This window comes from Mesorhizobium sp. WSM4817 (assembly GCF_055811135.1).
Genome location: NZ_JBVVQQ010000024.1, coordinates 106,579 through 126,981 on the forward strand (window position 1 = coordinate 106,579; position 20,403 = coordinate 126,981).

Genomic DNA, 20,403 nt, shown 5'->3' on the forward strand with positions numbered 1-20,403 from the left:
GAGGGCTGGACACGCACTGCAAGAATGGGCCGACGAAAGCACTTCAGCGCGGAGGAGTTACGCGCGGCGCAAACACATATCTCACGCTTATCCTTTAGATTTTGCCTCCTGCGTCAAGATTCGCCGTTGATAATAGAAAAATCTCTTTCCCTTTATCATCGCCTATGCAACATTATTGATGCGCTAGTAGGGCTTGGCAGCAGTATCTCGGGAGGGGACGTGCTGTGAAGGGGGCTGGGAAGCAGCACAACGGCATTTTTGTGCCTGCTGGGCTGCAGAAAATAACTTCAAAAAATCTCACGAGACGCGCTTTTCTGGCAGGGGCGATCAGTGCTCCCGTTGGGGCAAGCGCATTCGCGAATGGCCTTAAGCCAGCGCTTGACGATCTTGACCTGAGCTTTGCATTTCAGAATGGCCAAGAAAAACTGGTCGTATCCCTGATCCAGGGCGTGTCTGCGGTTGAGCAGGCTGAGCGCCTCAAGAATCAGCCCGGGTGGCGGTTTGGCTCGGCGGACTGGCAGTCGGACGACCTGTCCTGGACGATCAAGGCAAAAGCCTTTGGTCCCGATGCTCGCTTCGTTCTTCAGAGCCGGGAGATCGGTTCCGACCGCCACAAGCAGTATACGGTCAGGATTGTCGGTGCATCGTTCGGTCGTCTTAAGGACAGAAGCATCGAATTCATCTTCCGACAGATGTCTGACACGGGCATCTCCGAAGGGCGCTACACGCCAAAGCTGATCTTCCGGATCGCGGCCAAAACAAACCTGTGGAGCCTGTCACAATCAGCGACCACGGCCGACACGTTCACGCTGCAGTCGTTTCCTCCGGAAGCGCCGGTGAATAACCCCAAGAACTATGTGAGACTTCGCTCTTTCCTGAAACAAACCGAGCCAGTTCTGCTCCGCCAGATTGTGGATGCCGGGCGGATCAGTTCCACGTTCAGGCTGGTGTTCAATGGCCAGATCGGATTTCCCGACCAGGTTGGCCAGGCAAACGTCTATCTGAACCTGGACCAGGATTGCCGCTGGTCCATAGACGCGACCGGCCACCCCAATCCAGCCGTATCATTGACCGCACTGCATCCGGGGATCAGCGCGAAGAAGTTCGACATGTACTGGGCGATGCGCGCCGTCGAGCAACCCGAGGTTCCGCAGGCGCCGGTGACAATCGAAGAAGTGCCTATGGGAGGCGATGCGGGAGCCGTGGCACCTGCGCCCGATATTCCAGAAGACCAGCTCGTGCTTTTTGGTGAGGGCGAGGTCGACCACATCGACGAGAGGCTTGTCCTCGGCAGCGCGCAAGGGCCTCAGATCGAACTGAAGGCGGAATGGGACGACGCCAAGAAAGCTCCCGGCTCGAAGGGTCCAGTCCTGTCGATCCGAACCGCGTTCGATACCAAGGACGATGCTATTCATGTCGACAGGCGCAAGACCCGCTCGGAAGCCGCGCTCTTATGGAATTGGTCCGAGGCATATGTTGTCAACGGCAAATTCCGGACCGGGCCTTTCGTGGGGATAGAGGGCCGGCTGCTCGAGCGTGTGGATGCCCCGAAAAAGGCGGGCGATCAGTCCCCTGCGAGGCTGGAAGGCAATATAGGCTTCCATGGCTACTTCCGCCCCGGAAGTGACAAGGCCACGCGCGTCTCGACGCCGATCGGCGGCGCCCTGTTCATTGGCGACGTCCGCGAGCGGCCGCCGGAGGACGATAAAGCGGAGAAGGCACCGGACCCGTTCGCAAAGAGGCGTGGCGACGCTGTCTCGGCGATATTCACCTGGGACACAGACACAGCAATATCGAGAAGCGCGCCCCGCGCCGAGTGGATGGAAGTCAATGGCGCGATCATCGAGCTGGACACGCCGCTTCAGGGGGCCGCGTTCAGCCGGCTCACATTTGATCCCACCGACGCGATGTTCCTTTACACGAGGGAAGGGCTCAAGTCCCCGCCCCTTTACAATTACATAGGGCTAGCGGCTCCGGACCGCGAGGAGCACGCGCGCATAGACCTGTCCCGAGCAAAACTTGTCGCTTCGCGCGGCGAAGACCTTCTCCACCTCAAGTTCCGTTTTTCCGACCTGGCGCTTGCCTGGTCGAAGTCGGCACTGGAACTCGTCCGTACGTCGAACGTCTGCCAGCAGGTGACCAAGCGCGATGCACAGGGGCGCCTTGTCAAGCAGGACAATCGCCCGACTCTGGTCGTCGAATTCCCAGGACAACATGTCTTCGAGGAAGCCAAGTTCATTCCCCGGCTTGGCGACCTGCCAGACGTCGAACTCGTCAAGTCTCGGATGGAGATCGATCGCAAAACCGGCGCAATACTGAACAGCTGGATTCCGACCGCAACCGATCCCAACGTAATGGTGCAGACCGACACCACCTTTGTCATCGACGCCAACAACCGTTCGCAGGTGGCGTCGGTGCTCGACATGCTACCGACTCTCGCAGCGCGAGAGAAGGCCAGGGGCGCGCTGCAGGAACATAAGCTGAAGCCGCCGACGGAACCGCCGGGCGCGTCTCTGTCGACGGACCAAGTCAAGTTCCAAACCTTGGCCAAGGCTTACGCGAAGGCAGCAACGGCGCTTCGGGCCATCGCGAAGCTGCCAGCCGATCAGCTAGTCTATATCGGTCCTTTCGCGCTGGACCCCGACGCACTTAGGCTGGCGCAAGACCTCTACCGGGATACATTGAGCAAGGATATCGAGGACCGCATCGACGCGATGCTCGGTGTGTCGGCGACGTCCAACGACCAGACGCCGGATCAGCTCGGCGGCGTAACGGGTATGGCGAAGAAGCTCGTTCTGGACGCGGGCCAGGCACCCCCCGACAGGCGAACAGCAGATACCGCGCTCTATCCGTTGGCTCCCACATCACTGGAAGCGGCGCTTGTACTTGAGGCGGCGCTTGAAGCTGCCTATCCATCCTATCAGCAGTTCCGCGCCTTCTACCGCGAAATGATGCTGTCGCTTTTCGCGATGGACGGTATTGCCGCGGGCCATGGGATCACCGTGTCGGCGCCAACAGAACTGCGGGCCGGAGAAACGGAAGCACTCGCAATCGTTCGGGCATTTCCGAACACCACGGGCGACAGCGGCGTGGAGTTGGCGCGGCTGACCGAACGCCATTTGGCCGTTGCCAAGGCATTCAAGAAGGTTGTTACCTCCTTTGACCCGCCGACGGGCCTTGTTCAAGGGCGTCTGGCGGCGCCCTCTCGCCTGGCATTCCGCGTCCGCTGTCGGGACGGCATCCAGGAGGCCCGGCTCGCCGTGGACGAGCTCGACCTCACCGCGGACGACCGCGCCGAGCTGCCGCGCAGACGGCTGATGTTCTCGCTGCAAGACCTGACCCGATTCCACGATTTCGAGCTTTCGGTGACGCGCCGGGCCGAGGTCGTCTACAAGCCCTCCACTTCCGGGCTGGTCGGTCTCGGCACGCAACAGCAAGTCGACCTGAACTCCGGCGCGATGCTTGACCATCTAGGTTTCGCGACGGGACCGAATGTAACCCCCGAGCAGCGGCTGCGGGACATTTCGGCATCTCTGCGCGATCCGCCCGGACCGCACGAGACGGCGATCGAGATCCCGGCACGGCTCGTGCTGTCGCCGAACCAGAATGCCGTCGTAGTGGCGCCGATGGGTGTGCCTTCAGAAATTTATTCACTGGCGTCCACCCAAGGGACATCAGTGCTGCCCGTGAGGCCCGCGAGCCCAGTGCACCGCCTTTGGTCCGCCGAATTCCTGACCGGCGAACTCGATCCTGGCCTGCGAGCCGTTCATTCTCCCGATTTCTCGGACGATTTCGTATTCGCGGTGCGAGACCGCAAGAGGCGCGGTTCCTTACCGAAAGGACGCATCGCGCCTCGTATTGGCGCGCCCCCGCGGGGCCCCTTGGCACCGTGGTTGATCGATCGTCGTCCGGTCACGCAGGCGCAAGCCTCGATCTGGGCCAAGTTGGCGGAGTTCTGCTGCTTACCAGCCGGTAGGCAACCGCTTAACGACATGAACTTCCGCGGGCCGATGGATGCCTACATCCGGCACGAGCTGGTACTCCTCTCGTCCGGCTGGGGGCTTCCCGTTGTCGGCAGGCGAACCGAGGCCGGCAAGCTGACGGAGAATTCTAGCCAACTCGAGCCAGGGGAAAACTATCGCCTGGTGGACCTGATGCGCGGCGCGGCGCTCTATGAGCCAAGGGCGCTCAAGGTGCAGGAGCTCGCTCTGACGGCGCTTGGCGGGACGCTGCGCCATACCAGCACTTTCGAGCCGCCGGCGGGGGCAAAAGACAGCTGGGGGGATCCGCTCTTCGACGCGCTGTCGATCGAAAGCTGGCAGCAATGGACCAATCTCGGTCGCGACGTCTATTGCGAGGTTGTCTTCAAGGGTTTCCTCTACCCGCTGGGGCACCGGGCATCGCTCGTCATGGTCACCGAGCGGGATTTCTTCGTCCATCCGAAAGAGGGCGTGCGGGCCTATCTTCGTCAGCGGATGTTCATCCGTGTCGGCAAGACCAAGAAGGATTATCCCGCCGTTCGCCAGCCCTATGAAGGACGACGCTTCCCGGCATCAGTGGTCGATATTCTGACGGACGTCACGCCAGACATCGTCGATCCAACTGATCCGACCGCCGGATTCGATATTAAGGAAACCGATCCGAAAGCGAACGGACGGGTCGATATCGCCGGCGGTACCGGCCTCGTGTTCTGGCCCCGGACGGCGCGTGTGCAGGAAGCCAATATCAGGTTCGAACTGGACCTCGACGGCAAGAAAACCGACATGCCGATGCTGTTCGTCGACAATGTCGCGGCCAATGATCCCACCACGCTCAAGGGAGTCAGCGACTACTACAACGAACTGGAGGCTCCGGACACGACAGACGTCGATGATACCGAGGCAATCCGAACGCCCTACGAGCCGCTGAGGCACCTGCGGACTGTCGGGTTGAACGCAGAGAAGCATGCATACGCACCCGAACAGAAGTCCGGCACCGCGTCGATCGAGACCGATCTCTGGACGCTAATCGCGACGGGGAAGACCAATAGAGCCACCTCGCCTTCGACCACCCCCGCGAAAACGGACCAGGGATCCGCCGCTGCCGAGTGGACCCATTTCTTCGACTTCGATTACGATTTCGACCCGGTGCTGCAAGGCGCGGACCAGCCGCCCTTCTATCCGGCCGTGCAGGTCGCGCGCGTGCGGGCGCGTCAGACTGAGCAGCTGATCGGCCGCCCACTCGAACCGATCCGCGCCACGCTGGAGCCGCAGTACATCCGCAACGGCCTCACCGATCCCAAGAACGAGAAAGGGCGCCTCGAAGGCAACCAATCCGAGGTTTTTCTGGCGTTTCTAGATCAGCTTCCCCAGGACATGGGGCATAAGGGAGACCAGGGCGGCGGCGTTTTCCGCCAGGCAGGCGTGCTCGCGGGGATGTCGCGCAAGCGCGGACTGCTCACCCAGAACGTCGCTGCTCCTAAAGAGTCCGCGCCGTTGGTCGATGCGGCCGGACAGAAAACCATCGACGTCGCATTCTCGGTGGCACGCAAATTCGAGTTCACGCCAGTGGCGACCACCTCGACCGCGCAGCCAGGCGCCGCACTTGCCCAGCCAGCGCCTGCAGCCGAGACCATGAAACAGGTACGGGACGTCTACCGGAACTTTTTCTCCGGCGACGCCAAGATACTTGGCCTTGTGAAGATAAGGGACCTTTTCGAGTTCATTCAAGAATTGTCGAATCCGGACACGGGGCTGCCGGAGCTCAGCGAGCTCGTACAGTACGGCGCCGGTCAGTTGCAGGAACTGGCGGGCGATGCCGCCGCCGGAATTGAAGCCGTCAGAACCGAGATCATTCAACCGCTCTCCAAAGCGGTCAGCGATATTCGCAAGGAGTGGGACGCGCTCGAGCGGCAGATCACGGAGGCGCAGCAGGAGATATCGGCGCTTCGCACGCTGGGCGACGAAGGCGTAAGGATATCCAATGTCTTCCCGGAGCTTGACAGGGGATTGCGGGAGCTTGCGCTTGCGCTGCAAGCCTCCGCCAACGAAGCGGATGAAACCCTGTTCGCCTTGTCGCTGTCCGAGGTCTACGAGGCCGGGAGGCGATTCCTCGACGCGCTGAAGCGGACGGCTTCGAATCCGGGGAGGTATCTCGAGGACGCAGTGCGTTCCGGCTACGCGACCGCGTTCAAATACATCGAGCTGCTCGACAAAGACGCGAAGAACATCCTGCCGAAGATCGCGGTCACGCTGATAGATAAATATTTCGAAGACAACAATTCATCGTGGTTGTTCGGCTTGTTCGGGACCTCGCCGCAAGAAACGAAGGAGGCGCTGCTTCGGGTGCTGCGGGTCGCCCAGGGAAAAGGTCCGACGGACGACGAGATCCAAGACGTTGCCCAACTGCTTTCGTTCCTCGTCGTGCCCGAGAGCACCAACGATGCGACCGACGCCTGGGAAGTCGAAGTGATCCGACTGCCGCTGGTGCCGGCGACTGTCGTGACACCCGATCAATGGCAAAGCGTCGTGCTCGCCCTGCGCCTCAGGCGCCCCGATGCGCGCATGCTTGTGCAGGCCCTGTTGTACCGAGTCGCATCTGACGCGTGGAACAATCTCCCACCCGAGACCGTCTTCGACAGGCTGGCGACCCAGGAGTGGCCGTTCGGCGAGCCTCTGGCAAAGGCACTGGTCGCGCTTCACCAGGACCAGATCGACACGGCGCAGACGGTCATCGCAGGCTGGTCCGAGGCCGCTAGGAACGCGGCAAACGCCCAACTCGAATTCTTCAGCGCATTTCTAGAGGCGCGGTTGGCCAACGCCGTGGAACTGGCGGCGTGGCTCGAAGCAGAATTTGGCGACGAATTGCGCCTGGCGAAGCGGACGTACGACCTCGCCGCCAGATTCATGGGGGCGGTTGAGGCGGGCCAGCCGAAGGAAGCCGCGCAGGCTGCGGTCGAGATCGTCGAACTCTTCGCCGGTCCGATCCGTCTCTGGGACAACAATTTCTGCAACGCCGTCAACGAGCTCTGGGCCCCGCTCCGCGAGGGGTTCATAGCAGTCAAGTTCGACGATCTGGCGATCTGTCGGAAACTTGCGGTCAAGGCCTATTGCCCACATGTCGAACCGCCCCCTTCGATCGACAAGATCCTCGCTGATCACCTCAACGGCGAGCCTTCGGACGCGTTCGCGCAGGCGCTGGTTTCGATTGCGCGGACAGCTGACAAAGCAGCTCTGCGCGTGAAGGAACTCAGACCCGGCGGCGCGAAGGCAATCGACGCGGACGCAAAGATACTGAGCGACGTCGCGGATAGGGCTAACGGCATAACTGGCGGCGCAGCACCTTCCGGTTCTGACCTGCGGGAATTGGCGGGCAAGATAGATCTCGGCCTTGCGGCGCTGCTACCGGCAATCAACGGATTCTCCCTGATCGCACGCGGCACGTTGTGCGACTTGATCAACGATTCTCATGGGCTCGCAGAGCTCCGCGCAGCGGTCGAGCTTGCCCTCGCAAAGGAAAACGCCTGCACCGACGCACAAGAGATCATCGATGGGCTTCAGGACGTTCACACAAGCTTCTCAGTGGCCCTCGACCGCCGCCGGCAACTGCTGAGGCATCTGCTCGACCATACCCGAAAGCTTGGTAACGAACTGGAGTTGGTGGCCGGCAATCAGGATGTCGCGATGCTCGCGGGCGGTGCCGCCCTTGCCGCAGTGGCCCAGTGGTCGATCAATGCCAACACCAATGACCAATTGCCGGAGCTGAAGAACAGCTTCGAGACGATACGGGACCGCGTCTCCGCCAGCCTGGGCGAGCTCAAAGACGAGGTCGATCAGGTCTCGGGGCAGATCGCCGGATATGCGTCTATCCTGCTGCGCGATGTCGGCGAGATCATCACGCGCATCGAGGAGTGCATCGATGGCCTGAGATCGCTAGCCGGCCGGGCCGGTGAATTCGTAAAGCTGGACATTCTCAGCGCGGAACGTCAGAAGCTTTCGGCTCTGAAGAATGTCGTCGCTGACTATTCGACGAAGCTCAAAGACATAGCCGGCCCTCCGCCCGAGGGGGACTTCAAGAAGTTGGTGGATCTCAAGGACGCGGACAGCAGACCGTTCCTGAACTTCCTGACGGCAGATACTCCCACAGCGCTCAGCACGCTAAACGAAGCGCAGGACGCGTTCGCCGCGGAACTTCAGAAGCTCAGATCGATAGGCGACGCCTTCCTGAAAAAGGCCCGCGCGGACGCTCTCACCAACCTGGATAAAGTCCTTCGTGGCGCCCTGGACCATGACCTGCCCTTCCGGGTCGACGGCCAAACCGTCAAGCTCGCTGGGTTCTATGACAAATACCTGCTCAAATCGCGCGACGAGATCCACGCGAAACTCGTCGCGAACCAGTTTGCTGAGCTCGCCGACCGCACATTGCAGGTCAATCCGCCCCGTCGCGACAGCATCGGCCCAGATGGCCAAGTCTATAAGCCCAACTCCGATGGCGGCCCGTTTGTTCTTGGAGGCGACCGTCTGACGGGCGACTCGCGCTGGCTGGCGCTGTCGGTGTCCGGGAAACCGGCGAGCGACCCCAACTCGCGTCGTTTCCTACTGACCTTCTTGCGCGAGTGGGGCGACCTGAAGCCGACGCCGTTGCTCATCCTCGACCAGGTCAGCGATCTCGTGACCGAACTGTTCCGCGGAGAGTTCTTCAAGGCTATCGACTTCAATTTGATCCGCGACGCGCTGGAGCAATACTTGCTGTCGCTGATCCCCACAAAGCGGGAATTCGGCTACACGTTCGGCGTACCGTTGGGCGAGCAGGTGAAGGCCGCAACGGCCGGGATCTTTGCTCCGCAGGCCGGTACCAAGCTCGAAATCGACACCAAGCTCGTCGTTGACATCAATCCGATGAAACCGAGCCTGACGGGCAAGGCCGTTGGCAAGATTGGTGCCTTCGACATCAAGTTGATAGGTGATTTGTTCGATGCCTTGACGCTGCGCTTCGGCGGGGCGCGGTTTACGTCCGAGGTCGGGGCGAAGTCGACCTTCGACATCGAGTATCGGGACTATGTCATCGGTCCCGAGCTCGAGTTCGTCCAGTCGCTGCAGAGCATCATGACGCCCAAGGCCTCGGGGGCCTTCATCCGCCCAACGTTCTTCCCCATGGGCATCGAAGCAGGGTACGGCCTGACGCTGGGCGACTTCTCGATTGGCGTGATGGCCTTTTCGAACGTCGCCCTCAACACCTCCGCAAAGCTGCCCTTCGACAAGGAAGACGCCCGGTTCCGGGCCAGTCTGTCGAGCCGGTTGAGCCCTTTTACCATTACCTACACGCCTTATGGCGGAAGCGGCTTCTTCGCTATCGAGGCCAACACCGACGGCATTGTCGGCTTCGAAGCTTCGTTCGAGTTCGGCGGCTCCGCGGTGTTCGCTTTCGGACCACTCAGCGGCAAGGGCCGTCTCATGGCGGGCGTCTACATTCGCCAGCAGACGCTGAGCGGTGGGCGCAAGCTGACCGAGATTTCCGGCACGTTCTATGTGGGCGGCTCGGCGTCCATCTGGATATTCTCTTTCGGCGCTTCGCTGCATGTCCGTCTGGGCATGGTCAACGGCAACATGTCGGGCGAAGCGGTCTTCACCTTTTCCTTCTCCATCGGAATCAAGGACTTTGAGTTCTCGGTCACGGTTTGGAGGCAGGAAGGAAAAGGTTTTTCAGGTCAAACCGCCGCACTCGCCAATCCCATGGCCCGGTTCGCCCAGGCCGCCGGCTCGATGCATTCGGACGCAGGATATGTGCTCCCGCGAAATGTTACGCCAGACATCGCGCATATACGGAACGATACAGTTTGCCAGGGCCAAAACTGGTCACGCTACGGCAGGTACTTCCTGGACTACACGCCACCCGAGGACTTCTTCATATGAGCTTCCCCCCTAAACCGAACAATGAAGAATCCGATTCGGGAGTCGGCGTAGCACCCTACGTTCGGATTGTACCCACCGGCGTTTTAAGGAGCGACAAAGGTGTCCCCAAAAAGCTGAAGGCGACTTTGCTGATCACGCCGGACCTTATTTCACCGGCCACGGGGACTAGCGAACTGACATTCGACCTGAGCACCTGGCCGGCCAGTGTTCATAGCTGGCTGGCCAACGGCGGCGGCCCCCGAGTGGCCATGGCCTTTGCTGATCCACACGATGGCACGGCTCTGCCGACGCCGTGTACGGTGGAATGGCACAATTTTTCGGTGGGGCTGCCGAAGGTGGAGGCATTGACCACCTCGCAGATCACTGGCCTCAACCGACTCTGGCAGGAAACCATCTTCCAGAAAAGCAAAGGGGGCAAGAAGGACCAGTGGACCAGCCTGGCGACCGCAATTGCCGCGTCGCTCGGAAAGGGGGCGACACGGCCCGGGAAGATCGCCGATGACCACGGAAATGTGGCTGAACCCGAAGAGCGCAAGTTCGGCGAGGACGGGCAGCTTCTGCCGGCCCGCCCTGAGGACGGTGGCATCCAGAACGACACACCGCAGACGATCGAGAGCGTCGTGCAAGTGCCCCATGCAGACCTGGCCCTCGCGCTTGAATTTCAGCAGGCGGCCGAGCTGTGCATGTCGCTCAGAGGCGCATGCGGCACTCGCATCGATAGGCGTGCCGCGCAGCAGGACCAGACCATATCCTATAATCCCGATATCGTTCCCGAGAAACTCAAGCAAGACCTCGACGAACTGGATGTTGTCTTCGCGATAAGGCTCGTAACGGGGCGGTCGCTGAGGGAAAAGGAAGAGACGCAGGAGCGCTACCTCGCACGTCTGAACATGGACGCCAAATGGAACGCTAAGAATCCGACGAAGTCGGACTCCGAGCGCCTGCTAGCCGTGCTCACGGAAGCTGAAACGAAAGGCGCCCTCAACCACATCCGACGCCAGAAGCTGCGTCAGTACAAGGTTCTGCATGGCGCCCTCGACGGCCAGCGGAACAAAGCAAGGGAAGCCTATAAGCGTGCTGAGGCGTCTGCCAAGCCGAACGCAAACTCATGCATCGACTCTCCGGACAAGCTCGTCTGGGGCACCTTGAAGCCGGCGGATGCCGCCGACCGAGGAACACGCGAAAGGCACATACGCGAGTCGCTGGATGCGCACGCGCTTTCGACCTGGCCGCAGTACCGCAAGGAGCGAGGCAAAAAGACGGACATATCGATCGAGGCAGAGGAGAATAGGGACGCCCTCCGCGCCTTCTTCACAATTCAGACGACGCCCAGCCTGGCCCGCGCGTTCTTGCTCGCCCTTGATGTCGAGTTCGATATCAACGCCATTCCGAAGCACTCCGAGCGGGCCTACGGTTTTGTTTCCGCGTGGCTCAGCCCTACCGGCGACGGCCCGAACCCGGTGGCGGCCCGGCACCCCGCCCCTTGGACATTGACGAAGTTTCTCGAGCGGGCTGGTGGCTGGCACTTTTGGCCGACGACAGTCGCGGAGTTCGCTCAGTATCGGCCCGTGGCCGATGGCAAGCTGGCCGGGATATGCGCGAACTCGGTTTCCCAGTTCGATGGGGTGCTGATGATGTCGCGGGGCCATTCCTGCGAACCCAAATCCAACAATTCGCGCTACGACGTCACCAGCATGGACATCCGCACCGTCGCGGAACTTGAGGTTCAGCGGCGCCTGTTGCGGGGGGCCGAATCCGATGAACCCTCGCGAAAGGCATTTGCCGATCTCGAATATGGTGGCAATCGGCAGACAACTGGCCTGACGCTGATGTGCCGCTCGGCTCAGGATGATGCGATCACCCGCATGGCGATGCGCGTCAAGAAGGCCGAACCGGCAGCCTCCGGCGGCTGCGTGATCGATGCCGACGGGGCTCGTCACGTCGTGCTCGACGCGGACGATCTGACAATCGGCTTTCGGCTAGCCGTAGGCGTCCCGATGTCCAGCAGCGGAGTGTGGACGACCGAATGGCGGCCACTGACGGCGCGGCAGATCGAATTCGGCACCAGCGGCCACAAGGACCGGCGGGTTGTCGAGAGCGTTCTCGGTAAACTCGTCGGTGCGCATACTTCGCGCGAGCGGATTGCACTCGACAGTTCTTTCCATACGGCGCCCGCACGTCTGATGCCGACGGCGAACGGCAACGTCGAAGCGAGCGTAGAGCAAGCCGTCTGTGTCTGGGACGGCGGGCCGATGGGCGTGGATTGCTCCGCTCCAGACGAAACAACAGGCTATGTGCTCGATTCGCTCGGCTTTGGCAGAACTCTCAGCGTTCCAACGACCGCCGGAGTCACGCTGCCGCGCCTGCGCTACGGCTATCCGTACAGGTTTGCAATGATGGCGGTCTATTCGGGCGGCGCCTCTCTCCACCTCGACGACCTGGAAAGGCAAGTCCACACGGACGCTGCGGCCAGCCAGCGATTTTATCCGCCTGATTCCTGCAAAGAGGCCGGCGGTGTTCAGCGCGTCGAACCCTATGTGCGAGCGCTCCGGCAAACGAAGTTGGCCGCCCCTGAGGTCCTGCTGACGGGCGGGCACGCGACGCGACAGATCGGCCCTATGGGCTATGAAGCGGCGCGCACGCTTGTTGTACGCTCGGTGAAATCGAAGACGCAGGATGCTCGCCTGACATCTCGAGCAGCGCCGGTGTTTGCCCAGCGCATACTCGTTGCACCCGGAGTGCCGTTGTCCGAGGCCGCTCGCCATCACGACTTCGTGGCACGTCGACCTGTGCTGGATTCAGTCCAATCGTCGACGACACCGCTGGGCGGGTTTCCCCAAATCGAGCAGGGTACAGGAAGCGTGCGGTTTCCAGTCGTAAAGACAAGCGTGCGAACCGGCATAGATGGGAGGCGTCATATCGATTACCGGACCGTCGTCGTGGGCCAAAGCCATGGTACGGTTCGCGAGAACGAGGAGGTGTCCGACGCGGTTTTCAGAACGGGCGGTTCCGGCCAGAGCGGCTACTACCCAGACCCTGCGGCGGACCGAATCGCCATCGGGCTCAGGGTTCCCGGTTCCAAGGATTATGTCGGAGCGCCGCTGATCCTCTCGCTGGGCGAAGGACGGCGATACCCGGACCGCCTTCCGATCGTCGTGACGCTGCGCCAACAACCGCGCGCCCGTGCGAAGAAGCCATCGGACATTAGCGACATCGCGCGGACGCGCGAAACCCGCTTCGACCCGGATCGGGCCGGAAACGTCACCACGGGCTGGGGCGGATTCCGATGCCATGAAGTGACCTTGACACTGGCACCCAACGAGGCATTCGAACTTGACGTCTGGTGTGTCCCGACCGCGGAGCGCCTGGCCAGGGAGTTTGCGGTGCTTCAGAGCCTGGCTCAATACCTGGCTCAATGCGGCGGGGGCGATACAACTCTTGATTGCATCATCGCCGGTGCGTGCGCGGAGCTTCCGGACTCGTTGAAGGCTGAGCTGCTGACAGAGATGAAGAAGGTCGAGTCGATCAGCTACATCGGTCCCGGCTCTGCACCGGCGCCGAACATCGCCAGCATTCTCGCTGTTGCAAAAGCGGTCGAGCGGTGCCTGTGCAAGTCACCGTTGCCGGAACTGGTGGGAGTGCAACACCTGACGCTCGTCCATGCCTGCAACCGACCGGACACGCAGCCCGCTATCGCGGAGCGTAACCCGGAATTGGGCTTCGATATCGCCGTGGTGGACCCCGCTGCAATGACCAACGTCAATGGTCTCGCACCGATCCGCGCCTTCCGACCGCCTGCAAACTGGCGCTACCGGAACCCGACCGACGACGGCGGAATCCAACGCAACCCGATCCCCGTCGCCGCGGTCGGCTCTACGACCGTTTTTCTGTCCGGCGACGTGGCTCTCGACCTCAATGAAATCGATACGATCGAGGTCGTTGCAACGACCGCCTTGCCGACGTCGGCACTCTTCGATTCCCGTCTGCGCAAACGTAGCCTTGCCATGAAGCGAGCGGGTGAATGGCCCCAAATCCCGCGCACGTCGGCGGAGCCGGGGCAGCGGCCTGTCCCCGGCAGTCCGGACTTCGTCTATAAAGGCGTCGAGGATGTATTCGGCTTCGAAGTCTTCGCTGACGGCCGCGTCCGTCACCGTCAGGCGGACGTTGTCCTGCTCAGGGCGGAGAATCTGCCGCTTCCAGGCGGAAGCTTGGGAGCAAGCGGCAAGATATCCTTGGAAGAACTCTTCGCGAGGCTTGCTGAACAAGATGCGCCGGAAGCCGAGTCTCCGGCGGACGGCTTGCGCCTGCTGCGCCCGCACAGCTTCACCGATGGGAAGGCGCGCATTATGCAAGTGCGCATCAACGGCCTTGCGCGCAGCGTGGATATGCTGCGCACAGCCGATCGCGTAGCACGGGCCGGGGACGCCTGGCTTTCGGGCAGTGGACTTGTCTATCTCCGAGACGAACTTATACCCGGCGAACACGTCCCGGCGGAGCATCAGAGCAACTTCAGCATGCCCGCCACGGTGATCCTTCCGGCAACCCGGCGGCCGGCAAAGTGTGATGCCCGAGCGCCTGTGCCTGTCTTTCAGTGGAAGGAGATACGCACGCCGTTCAGGCTGATCCGGAGACGAGACAGCGTCGTGCGAATCCCGCTCGGGCGTGAGTGGTTTTCGTCAGGCCAAGGCGAGAAACTGGGCATCGTGCTTTGGCCGCCAAACCTGCTCCTCAGCGACACCTCGTCCTTGGATATGAATCAGGTGCCGCTGCGCGGAACCGGCCACCATGGCGTGGAGCGCACTATTAATCTCATGGAGTTCGCCGATGCCGATCTTGGGCCGGGCGGCGCGTTCATCACCCGCCGTGGCGCCGATCCGATTGAAGACGGCCCGCCCCAATCGCGAATATTCATGTCTCGCGTGGACTTCCCCGATATGCTTCGGCCGAATGGCGATCCGCTACGCGCAACGTTTGTGCCAGAGGTCGAGATGCCACTGGCCGATGATGGATCGGAAGCAGGCACGGCCGAGCGCAAGGAAACTAAAGGAGGCGACGAGACTCCGCCGCCGCCGCTTCGCGTCGCCCTCGTCACTTACGAACCCCGTTTCGACGTCGAGCGAGAAGAATGGTACGTCGATGTCCGGCTCCGGGACGGAGAGACTGCCAGCCCGTTCGTCCGCTTTGGGCTGGTGCGCTACCAGCCCAACACCCATCGCGCTCTGCAGTGCTCGCGGCCGATGGTGCAGTGGGTCAAGCCGCTGCCTAAGCGTTATGTCTCCATCCGCCCCTCGTTCGACCAGAGCAGCGTTGTCGTCGCGATGGTGGGTCGCGTGGCAACCGGACGGTGCTGGCCATCCGTGGTGAATGCGTCCGACGCCAAGGATGCCAATCTGCCTTCGATGCGCGTCGCATTGTTTGAGGACTATCTCGACGGCAGTGGACGGCAAGCCCGCCGCTTTCACCAGTTCATGCCGAAGGCCGACGATCGGAACGCGGAGGCAAAGATCATCGAGGGGGTGGACTTTGCGTTCGCAAAGACCTGGAACGACGGCAGCCTTCTGGTCAAACCATCTAGGACCGGGTTCGGGGCGACGAAGGACTACGCCTCATGGCAGACGACGATTCCGCTGGAGGGAGGCGTTGGTCATTTCAAGCTCCACGTCGAAGAGGTCGAACATTTCCTCCCGGCCAGCTTCGAAAAGGAGCCCGTGGAGGAGAAGTTCATGCGGGAGGAAGGAAGGTTCGTGCAGGGAGGCCCGCGGTTGGCGGTAACGTTCAATCTCTTTCGTCAGCCTGTCGCACAGAAAGGCAAGAAGACCTGAGTTGCGGGAGGCATCTCCCGGAACTCCGGAATGACGAGCAGCAAACCGCGTCGCAGCCGTTGGATGGAATACAGCTGGATGTTCGTTGATTTCCAAGGAGGAAGTAATGTCGAGGGGCGTAAAGAAATTTTGGTTCACAGTGCTGATAACCGCAACCGGCACCCTTCCGTGCAGCGCTCAGGATGCGGAGTTCTGGATTCGGTCGTTTATCCCTAACAAGCACGAAAGCAAGCCCGGCTATGTGCTGCCCGTGCCGGGGCAGCCGAATCTGACCATGATAAAAGGACCCGTCCGAGGCCTCAGTGACTGCTTCCTGACAGATCAGCGAATGTTCGATGCGTCACCCGACGCTTCATCTCGCATCGCGTCGCACTTTGTAATTAGCCTGTCGCAGCCGCAGATCACCGCGTCTGATCACCCCCCTTCCGCTTCCGTCGAAGTCGACTGCGAGGACGGGGACGAGGAATGCAATAAGCCTGTCGATTCATTGCGCTCAAAGATTGGTCCGGCGCGCAAGGAAGGAGACGTCGTGGCCGTCGCGATCCACGGCGAGGCGAACAACGCCTGTTTCAGCGGTTCGCCGGACATCCACTATGACGGCGACTTCCAGATCGACCTCGCGGCAAAAACCATAAAGTTCAAGGGAACGCTGGGGCAATTCCCAGCTTTCGAAGCGTATGCCAAAATAAGCGGAAAGAAATTGACAGTCTTTGCCGTGGGACCGGCCCACGGATCGACTGCGCTCGATGTACCGTCAAGCAGGGACATTGACTCAACTCCTGTGAAGTACTGAAGTGTGAAGAACCGGCCACAATCGGCCTTTGCGGCAAGACCTCCCGGGGAACAGAAAGGATTGGATATGGGCGGGTTCAGCCTTTGGTATTGGGTGAGTTATCCTGTTGATTCTCATTCTTTTTGGACGGAGACGGCTCTCCTCCCAAATGGGCGATCTGGGTCGCGGCATCGGGCTTTTCAAGCGTGAGATGAAAGGTGTTGCCGCAAAAGGCGCCGAGTTCAAGAAAGTCGCGCAAATGGACACCAAAGCGGAAAGTCGTGAGACATAAGATAGCGGGAGCGCCGGTTGCCTGCTCAGCCATCGCTGTCGGGCGAAATCGGCAAGGAAACTGACGGTTTCGGTGTACGCCTTCCCATTCGAACACTGAATAATAAGCACGGTTGATGCCCTAGGAGAGGCGCGATGTTGCTACCAGTACCCCGCAGGTTGATCGAGTTCGCATTGACCTGTCTACTGATACTGTTTTCGGTTGAACCGGTCAGGTCGCAGTGTGCCAGCACTGCCAACCTATCGTGCGGCGTTTATGAGACGTGCTTTGAGAAGTACTGCCCCTGCGAGCAAACCGAACACGGATATTTCATTCGATACGGCAAGAAATATTGTGAGAGATTCTTGGCTAGTTCAGGATGGACAGATGCCTACGACAAGTGGCGTGATAAAACGCTTGTCTGTTTGCAGGAAAAGATCGTTCCAAAGCTCGACATAGTTGAGTTTCCTGTTTGTGACTGCAAGGCAATGAAGGAACATTCGTTTAAGACGCACGTAGAATGCTACACGCAAGCAGGCAGCTCAATATGCGACCTTCCAGTGGCGGACTATCTAACGATATACAAGATAATTGACAATGAAGACGTTATTGGGGACAACTACGCGAAGGCACAGTTCAAAGCCGTTATGAGCATATGTAAAAACGACGGAAGTACAGATGATCAAGTTCTGAAACTAATCGACAAGATTATCGATGAGTTGACGAACTAGACTGCGAATCGGCACCGAAGGTTGACCCCTTCTCAAAAGGTAATAACGGCCTGACTTTGCTTGCAAATTCACAGGTGGCAGACCGGTAGATCACAAGCATTGGGAGGACCACCAAGATGACGACTTTCGCGCGACTCTTCTTGCTGATAACGGGTCTGGGTGCCATTACGCTTTGCCTTGCAACGGCAACATTCGCAGCATGCAACAGCGGCCCGGACTTTTGTACAGACGATCCACGTATTCCCAAAGTCTTGGCGGCGAAGAAAAAGCAACTCGCCAAAGAATACCCATCTCGCCTCGTCGACCTCCTCGACCGCGGCGTGCAATGCGTTGCACGTATAGAGCGCAGTCCGGATGGATTTATCATGGTTATCGTCGAGGACGGATCGACCGAAACACTGCCTTGGAGCCAGGACAATGAGGATGCGGCGAAGACCGAGATGGCTGCAGGGAAAGTCAAGCGATTCTGGATCGTGCATTCGCGTCGCGCATTCAGTTGCGATGGGCAGCCAAGTTACGAACAGCAAAGCGACTATGATGCAACCGACGATGTTAATAAGTCTCTGGCCATTGAGTGTGGGGCCGGCGGGAGTTGCTAGCAAATCAAGTAGTTTCGGTCCACGAAAGCCAAATTGATCTCAAAATGGCGGGAGCAATGATCGTTTCGTTCGATGCCGACAAGGCTATGATGCGCAGGCAACGAGTTGCGCTCGATGAAGGTGACGCCGCACGTGCTGCAGAACACGAACGGCCGCCGTTCGGCGATCGACAGGCGCACGACGCGGCACGGCCGCTATGCCGTCAGTCAGCGCATCCGCAAGCGCATTGAGGAGCCGTTCGGATGGATCAAGACCGTAGCCAGGCATAGACGAGCAGGACGTGGCATCGTGCTGGGGCCTGAGGATTGGACGACTTTGATTCATCTGAGACGCAGCAGGTCCAGCCTTCTCTACGCCCTTTTGCGTTCCCGTCGTACCCCCCGCCCTGCTTGATAGCTACTCGCTGGGCGGAACTCACTTCTGCTTGGCCAGCGAAGCTGTCAGATCTGGGCTGAATCCAAGTGCCATCTGCCAGATATCGGCCGAGATAGATCCAACCCAATACAGAAGGTTCGGTGGGCGGCGGCGTTTCGATGGCTGGTGCATTCCACTAGCATGCGTCCGGCGAATACACACTCCCAGTACGAACTATTGCGCCACGCCTCCTCGGCATCGATAGTGTCCTGAAGGTTCTGCAAAAAGCTTTGGAGAGAGAACAGCCCTTGCTCTGATGCGAGGGCGGCCATGGCACGCTGGTGACGTTACGACCACCGATTCCCGTGGAAGGGGAGTGCCATGACCAAGGCCAGACGTTAGACTGAGCAGAGGCGAGTTGAAAGCGTTGCTGTTGTCGGATGAGGACGGCTTCCGCAGAGTTTTGCAGACTGTCGCGCAGGAGGCTTTGGAAGCCGAGATGACGGAGGCGATCGGGGCCGAGAAAGGCGAGCGGAGGGCGGAGCGGGTTGGCTACCGGTCCGGCTATTATGAGCGCAAGCTTGTGACGCGGGTTGGCGTGCTGGAGCTTCGGGTTCCGCAGGATCGGGCCGGCCGGTTCTCGACGGAGTTGTTCGAGCGTTATCAGCGCTCGGAGAAGGCACTGGTGTCGGCGCTGGTCGAGATGTACGTGCAAGGCGTGTCGACGCGCAAGGTCAAGGCGATCACCGAGGAGCTGTGCGGCCATTCCTTCTCGGCCTCGACGGTGAGCGAGGCGACGGCGCGGCTGGATGAAGCGCTGAAGGCGTTCTTTGAGCAGCGGCTTGCCGAACCTTACCCGTACCTCATTCTGGACGCGCGCTATGAGCGGGTGCGCGAGGCCGGCGTGATCGCCAGCCAGGCGGTCTTGGTGGCGATCGGGGTCGACTGGGAGGGCCGGCGCCAGGTGCTCGGTGTCGAGCTGGCCAACCGTGAAAGCCATTCGAGCTGGCGCGCGTTCGTGGCAGGGCTCAAGCAGCGCGGGCTTGCCGGCGTCGAGTTCGTCGTCTCCGACGACCATCCGGGGCTCAGGGCAGCGATCCGGGAAGTCCTGCCTGAGGCAGTCTGGCAGCGCTGTTACGTGCACTTCCTCAGAAACGCGCTCGATTATGTGCCGCGCAAGGTCGATGACGACTGTCTGATGGAGCTCAGATGGTTCTATGACCGGCGCGACCTGGCCGAGGTCAAGCGCGACCTGGCGCAGTGGATCGCCAAATGGCAGGCCAAATACCCGAAGCTGGTGGATTGGGTGGAGAACAACATCGAGGAGACGCTGAGCTTCTACCGGCTGCCGCTGCCGCATCACAAGCACATGAAGTCGACGAACATGCTGGAGCGGCTAAACCAGGAGATCAAGCGGCGCACCCTGGTCGTCCGCATCTTCCCCAACCCGCAGAGCTGTCTGCGGCTGGTTCGGGCACTGGCGGTGGAGATCCACGAGAACTGGCTCGAGGCGACCCGCTACCTCAACATGGATCATCTGCGCGAGCACAAGAAGGAGAACCTGAGGGCATTGGCCGCCTGAGACGCGGCCCGCCATGTCCGCCGCTCCGCTAAACACGGGGGCCGCGCGGCGGACACGCCAACGTCACCGCTGAATGCCACGCCATTTTGCTGATGGGGTGGATGCCAGCCTTCTCCGACGGTATCGCAATGTGCCAAGTTTGTGGTGTTAGCGCCACGCAAAGGAGAGGCAGGCATTCATGGAAAAGGTTACCATCATTGGGGTCGATCTGGCAAAGAACGTCTTTCAGCTGCACGGGGCGGCAGCTGATGGATCGGTTGTGTTCCGCAAGAAACTGTCGCGCCTGCAGTTTTGCAAGTTCATGGTGCGTGTTTCGTTAATTCCCGGACACCCTTTTCGCTAAATCCCGGACAGTGATTTCAGTAATTCGCGGACAGCGTTT

Annotated in this window: 8 protein-coding genes and 1 pseudogene; 8 read left to right on the forward strand and 1 reads right to left on the reverse strand. The window is 60.5% G+C overall.

Features of this window, described 5'->3' with window-relative positions:
• Window positions 1–224 precede the first annotated feature (224 nt).
• The 3 genes from AC0L2K_RS27205 (at window position 225) to AC0L2K_RS27215 (ending at window position 16,505) form a co-directional block, all read left to right on the forward strand.
• Window positions 225–9,890 (forward strand): hypothetical protein, encoded by a 9,666-nt coding sequence (locus tag AC0L2K_RS27205; protein WP_473532843.1) that lies wholly within the window; start codon window positions 225–227, stop codon window positions 9,888–9,890.
• Complete coding sequence (locus tag AC0L2K_RS27210; RefSeq protein ID WP_473532844.1) at window positions 9,887–15,712, forward strand: hypothetical protein; 5,826 nt, start codon at window positions 9,887–9,889, stop codon at window positions 15,710–15,712. The genes AC0L2K_RS27205 and AC0L2K_RS27210 overlap by 4 nt, the downstream gene beginning before the upstream one ends.
• A gap of 106 nt (window positions 15,713–15,818) precedes the next feature.
• A complete protein-coding gene (locus tag AC0L2K_RS27215; RefSeq protein WP_473532845.1) occupies window positions 15,819–16,505 on the forward strand; it encodes a hypothetical protein in 687 nt (228 codons plus the stop codon).
• A 76-nt stretch (window positions 16,506–16,581) separates the two neighbouring features.
• On the opposite strand, the gene AC0L2K_RS27220 is transcribed toward AC0L2K_RS27215, so the two are convergent.
• A complete protein-coding gene (locus AC0L2K_RS27220; protein WP_473532846.1) occupies window positions 16,582–16,809 on the reverse strand; it encodes a hypothetical protein in 228 nt (75 codons plus the stop codon).
• Window positions 16,810–16,910: 101 nt separating this feature from the next.
• Between AC0L2K_RS27220 and AC0L2K_RS27225 the strand changes: the two genes are divergently transcribed.
• The 5 genes and pseudogenes from AC0L2K_RS27225 to AC0L2K_RS27245 all read left to right on the forward strand — a co-directional run bounded on the left by AC0L2K_RS27225 (window position 16,911) and on the right by AC0L2K_RS27245 (window position 20,364).
• A complete protein-coding gene (locus AC0L2K_RS27225) occupies window positions 16,911–17,486 on the forward strand; it encodes a hypothetical protein (protein WP_473532847.1) in 576 nt (191 codons plus the stop codon).
• 116 nt (window positions 17,487–17,602) lie between these two features.
• Window positions 17,603–18,085: a hypothetical protein gene (locus tag AC0L2K_RS27230; RefSeq protein ID WP_473532848.1), complete on the forward strand. Its 483-nt coding sequence runs from the start codon at window positions 17,603–17,605 to the stop codon at window positions 18,083–18,085.
• Between the two features lie 102 nt (window positions 18,086–18,187).
• A pseudogene (locus AC0L2K_RS27235) lies at window positions 18,188–18,478 on the forward strand (hypothetical protein); the annotation flags it as partial.
• Window positions 18,479–18,857: 379 nt separating this feature from the next.
• Window positions 18,858–20,021 carry an IS256 family transposase gene (locus AC0L2K_RS27240; RefSeq protein ID WP_473532849.1) on the forward strand — a complete coding sequence of 388 codons (1,164 nt, stop codon included), beginning with the start codon at window positions 18,858–18,860 and terminating at the stop codon, window positions 20,019–20,021.
• A 178-nt stretch (window positions 20,022–20,199) separates the two neighbouring features.
• Entirely contained in the window at window positions 20,200–20,364 is a 165-nt protein-coding gene (locus AC0L2K_RS27245) for a hypothetical protein (protein ID WP_473532850.1), read from the forward strand.
• Window positions 20,365–20,403: the final 39 nt, after the last annotated feature.

What these genes read in the sequence shown, in the direction of transcription:
- AC0L2K_RS27210 (WP_473532844.1), top strand. Translation starts at nt 9,887, where the DNA reads ATGAGCTTCCCCCCTAAACCGAACAATGAAGAATCCGATTCGGGAGTC.
- AC0L2K_RS27215 (WP_473532845.1), top strand. Translation starts at nt 15,819, where the DNA reads ATGTCGAGGGGCGTAAAGAAATTTTGGTTCACAGTGCTGATAACCGCA.
- AC0L2K_RS27220 (WP_473532846.1), bottom strand. Translation starts at nt 16,809, where the DNA reads ATGGCTGAGCAGGCAACCGGCGCTCCCGCTATCTTATGTCTCACGACT.
- AC0L2K_RS27225 (WP_473532847.1), top strand. Translation starts at nt 16,911, where the DNA reads ATGTTGCTACCAGTACCCCGCAGGTTGATCGAGTTCGCATTGACCTGT.
- AC0L2K_RS27230 (WP_473532848.1), top strand. Translation starts at nt 17,603, where the DNA reads ATGACGACTTTCGCGCGACTCTTCTTGCTGATAACGGGTCTGGGTGCC.
- AC0L2K_RS27245 (WP_473532850.1), top strand. Translation starts at nt 20,200, where the DNA reads ATGGAAAAGGTTACCATCATTGGGGTCGATCTGGCAAAGAACGTCTTT.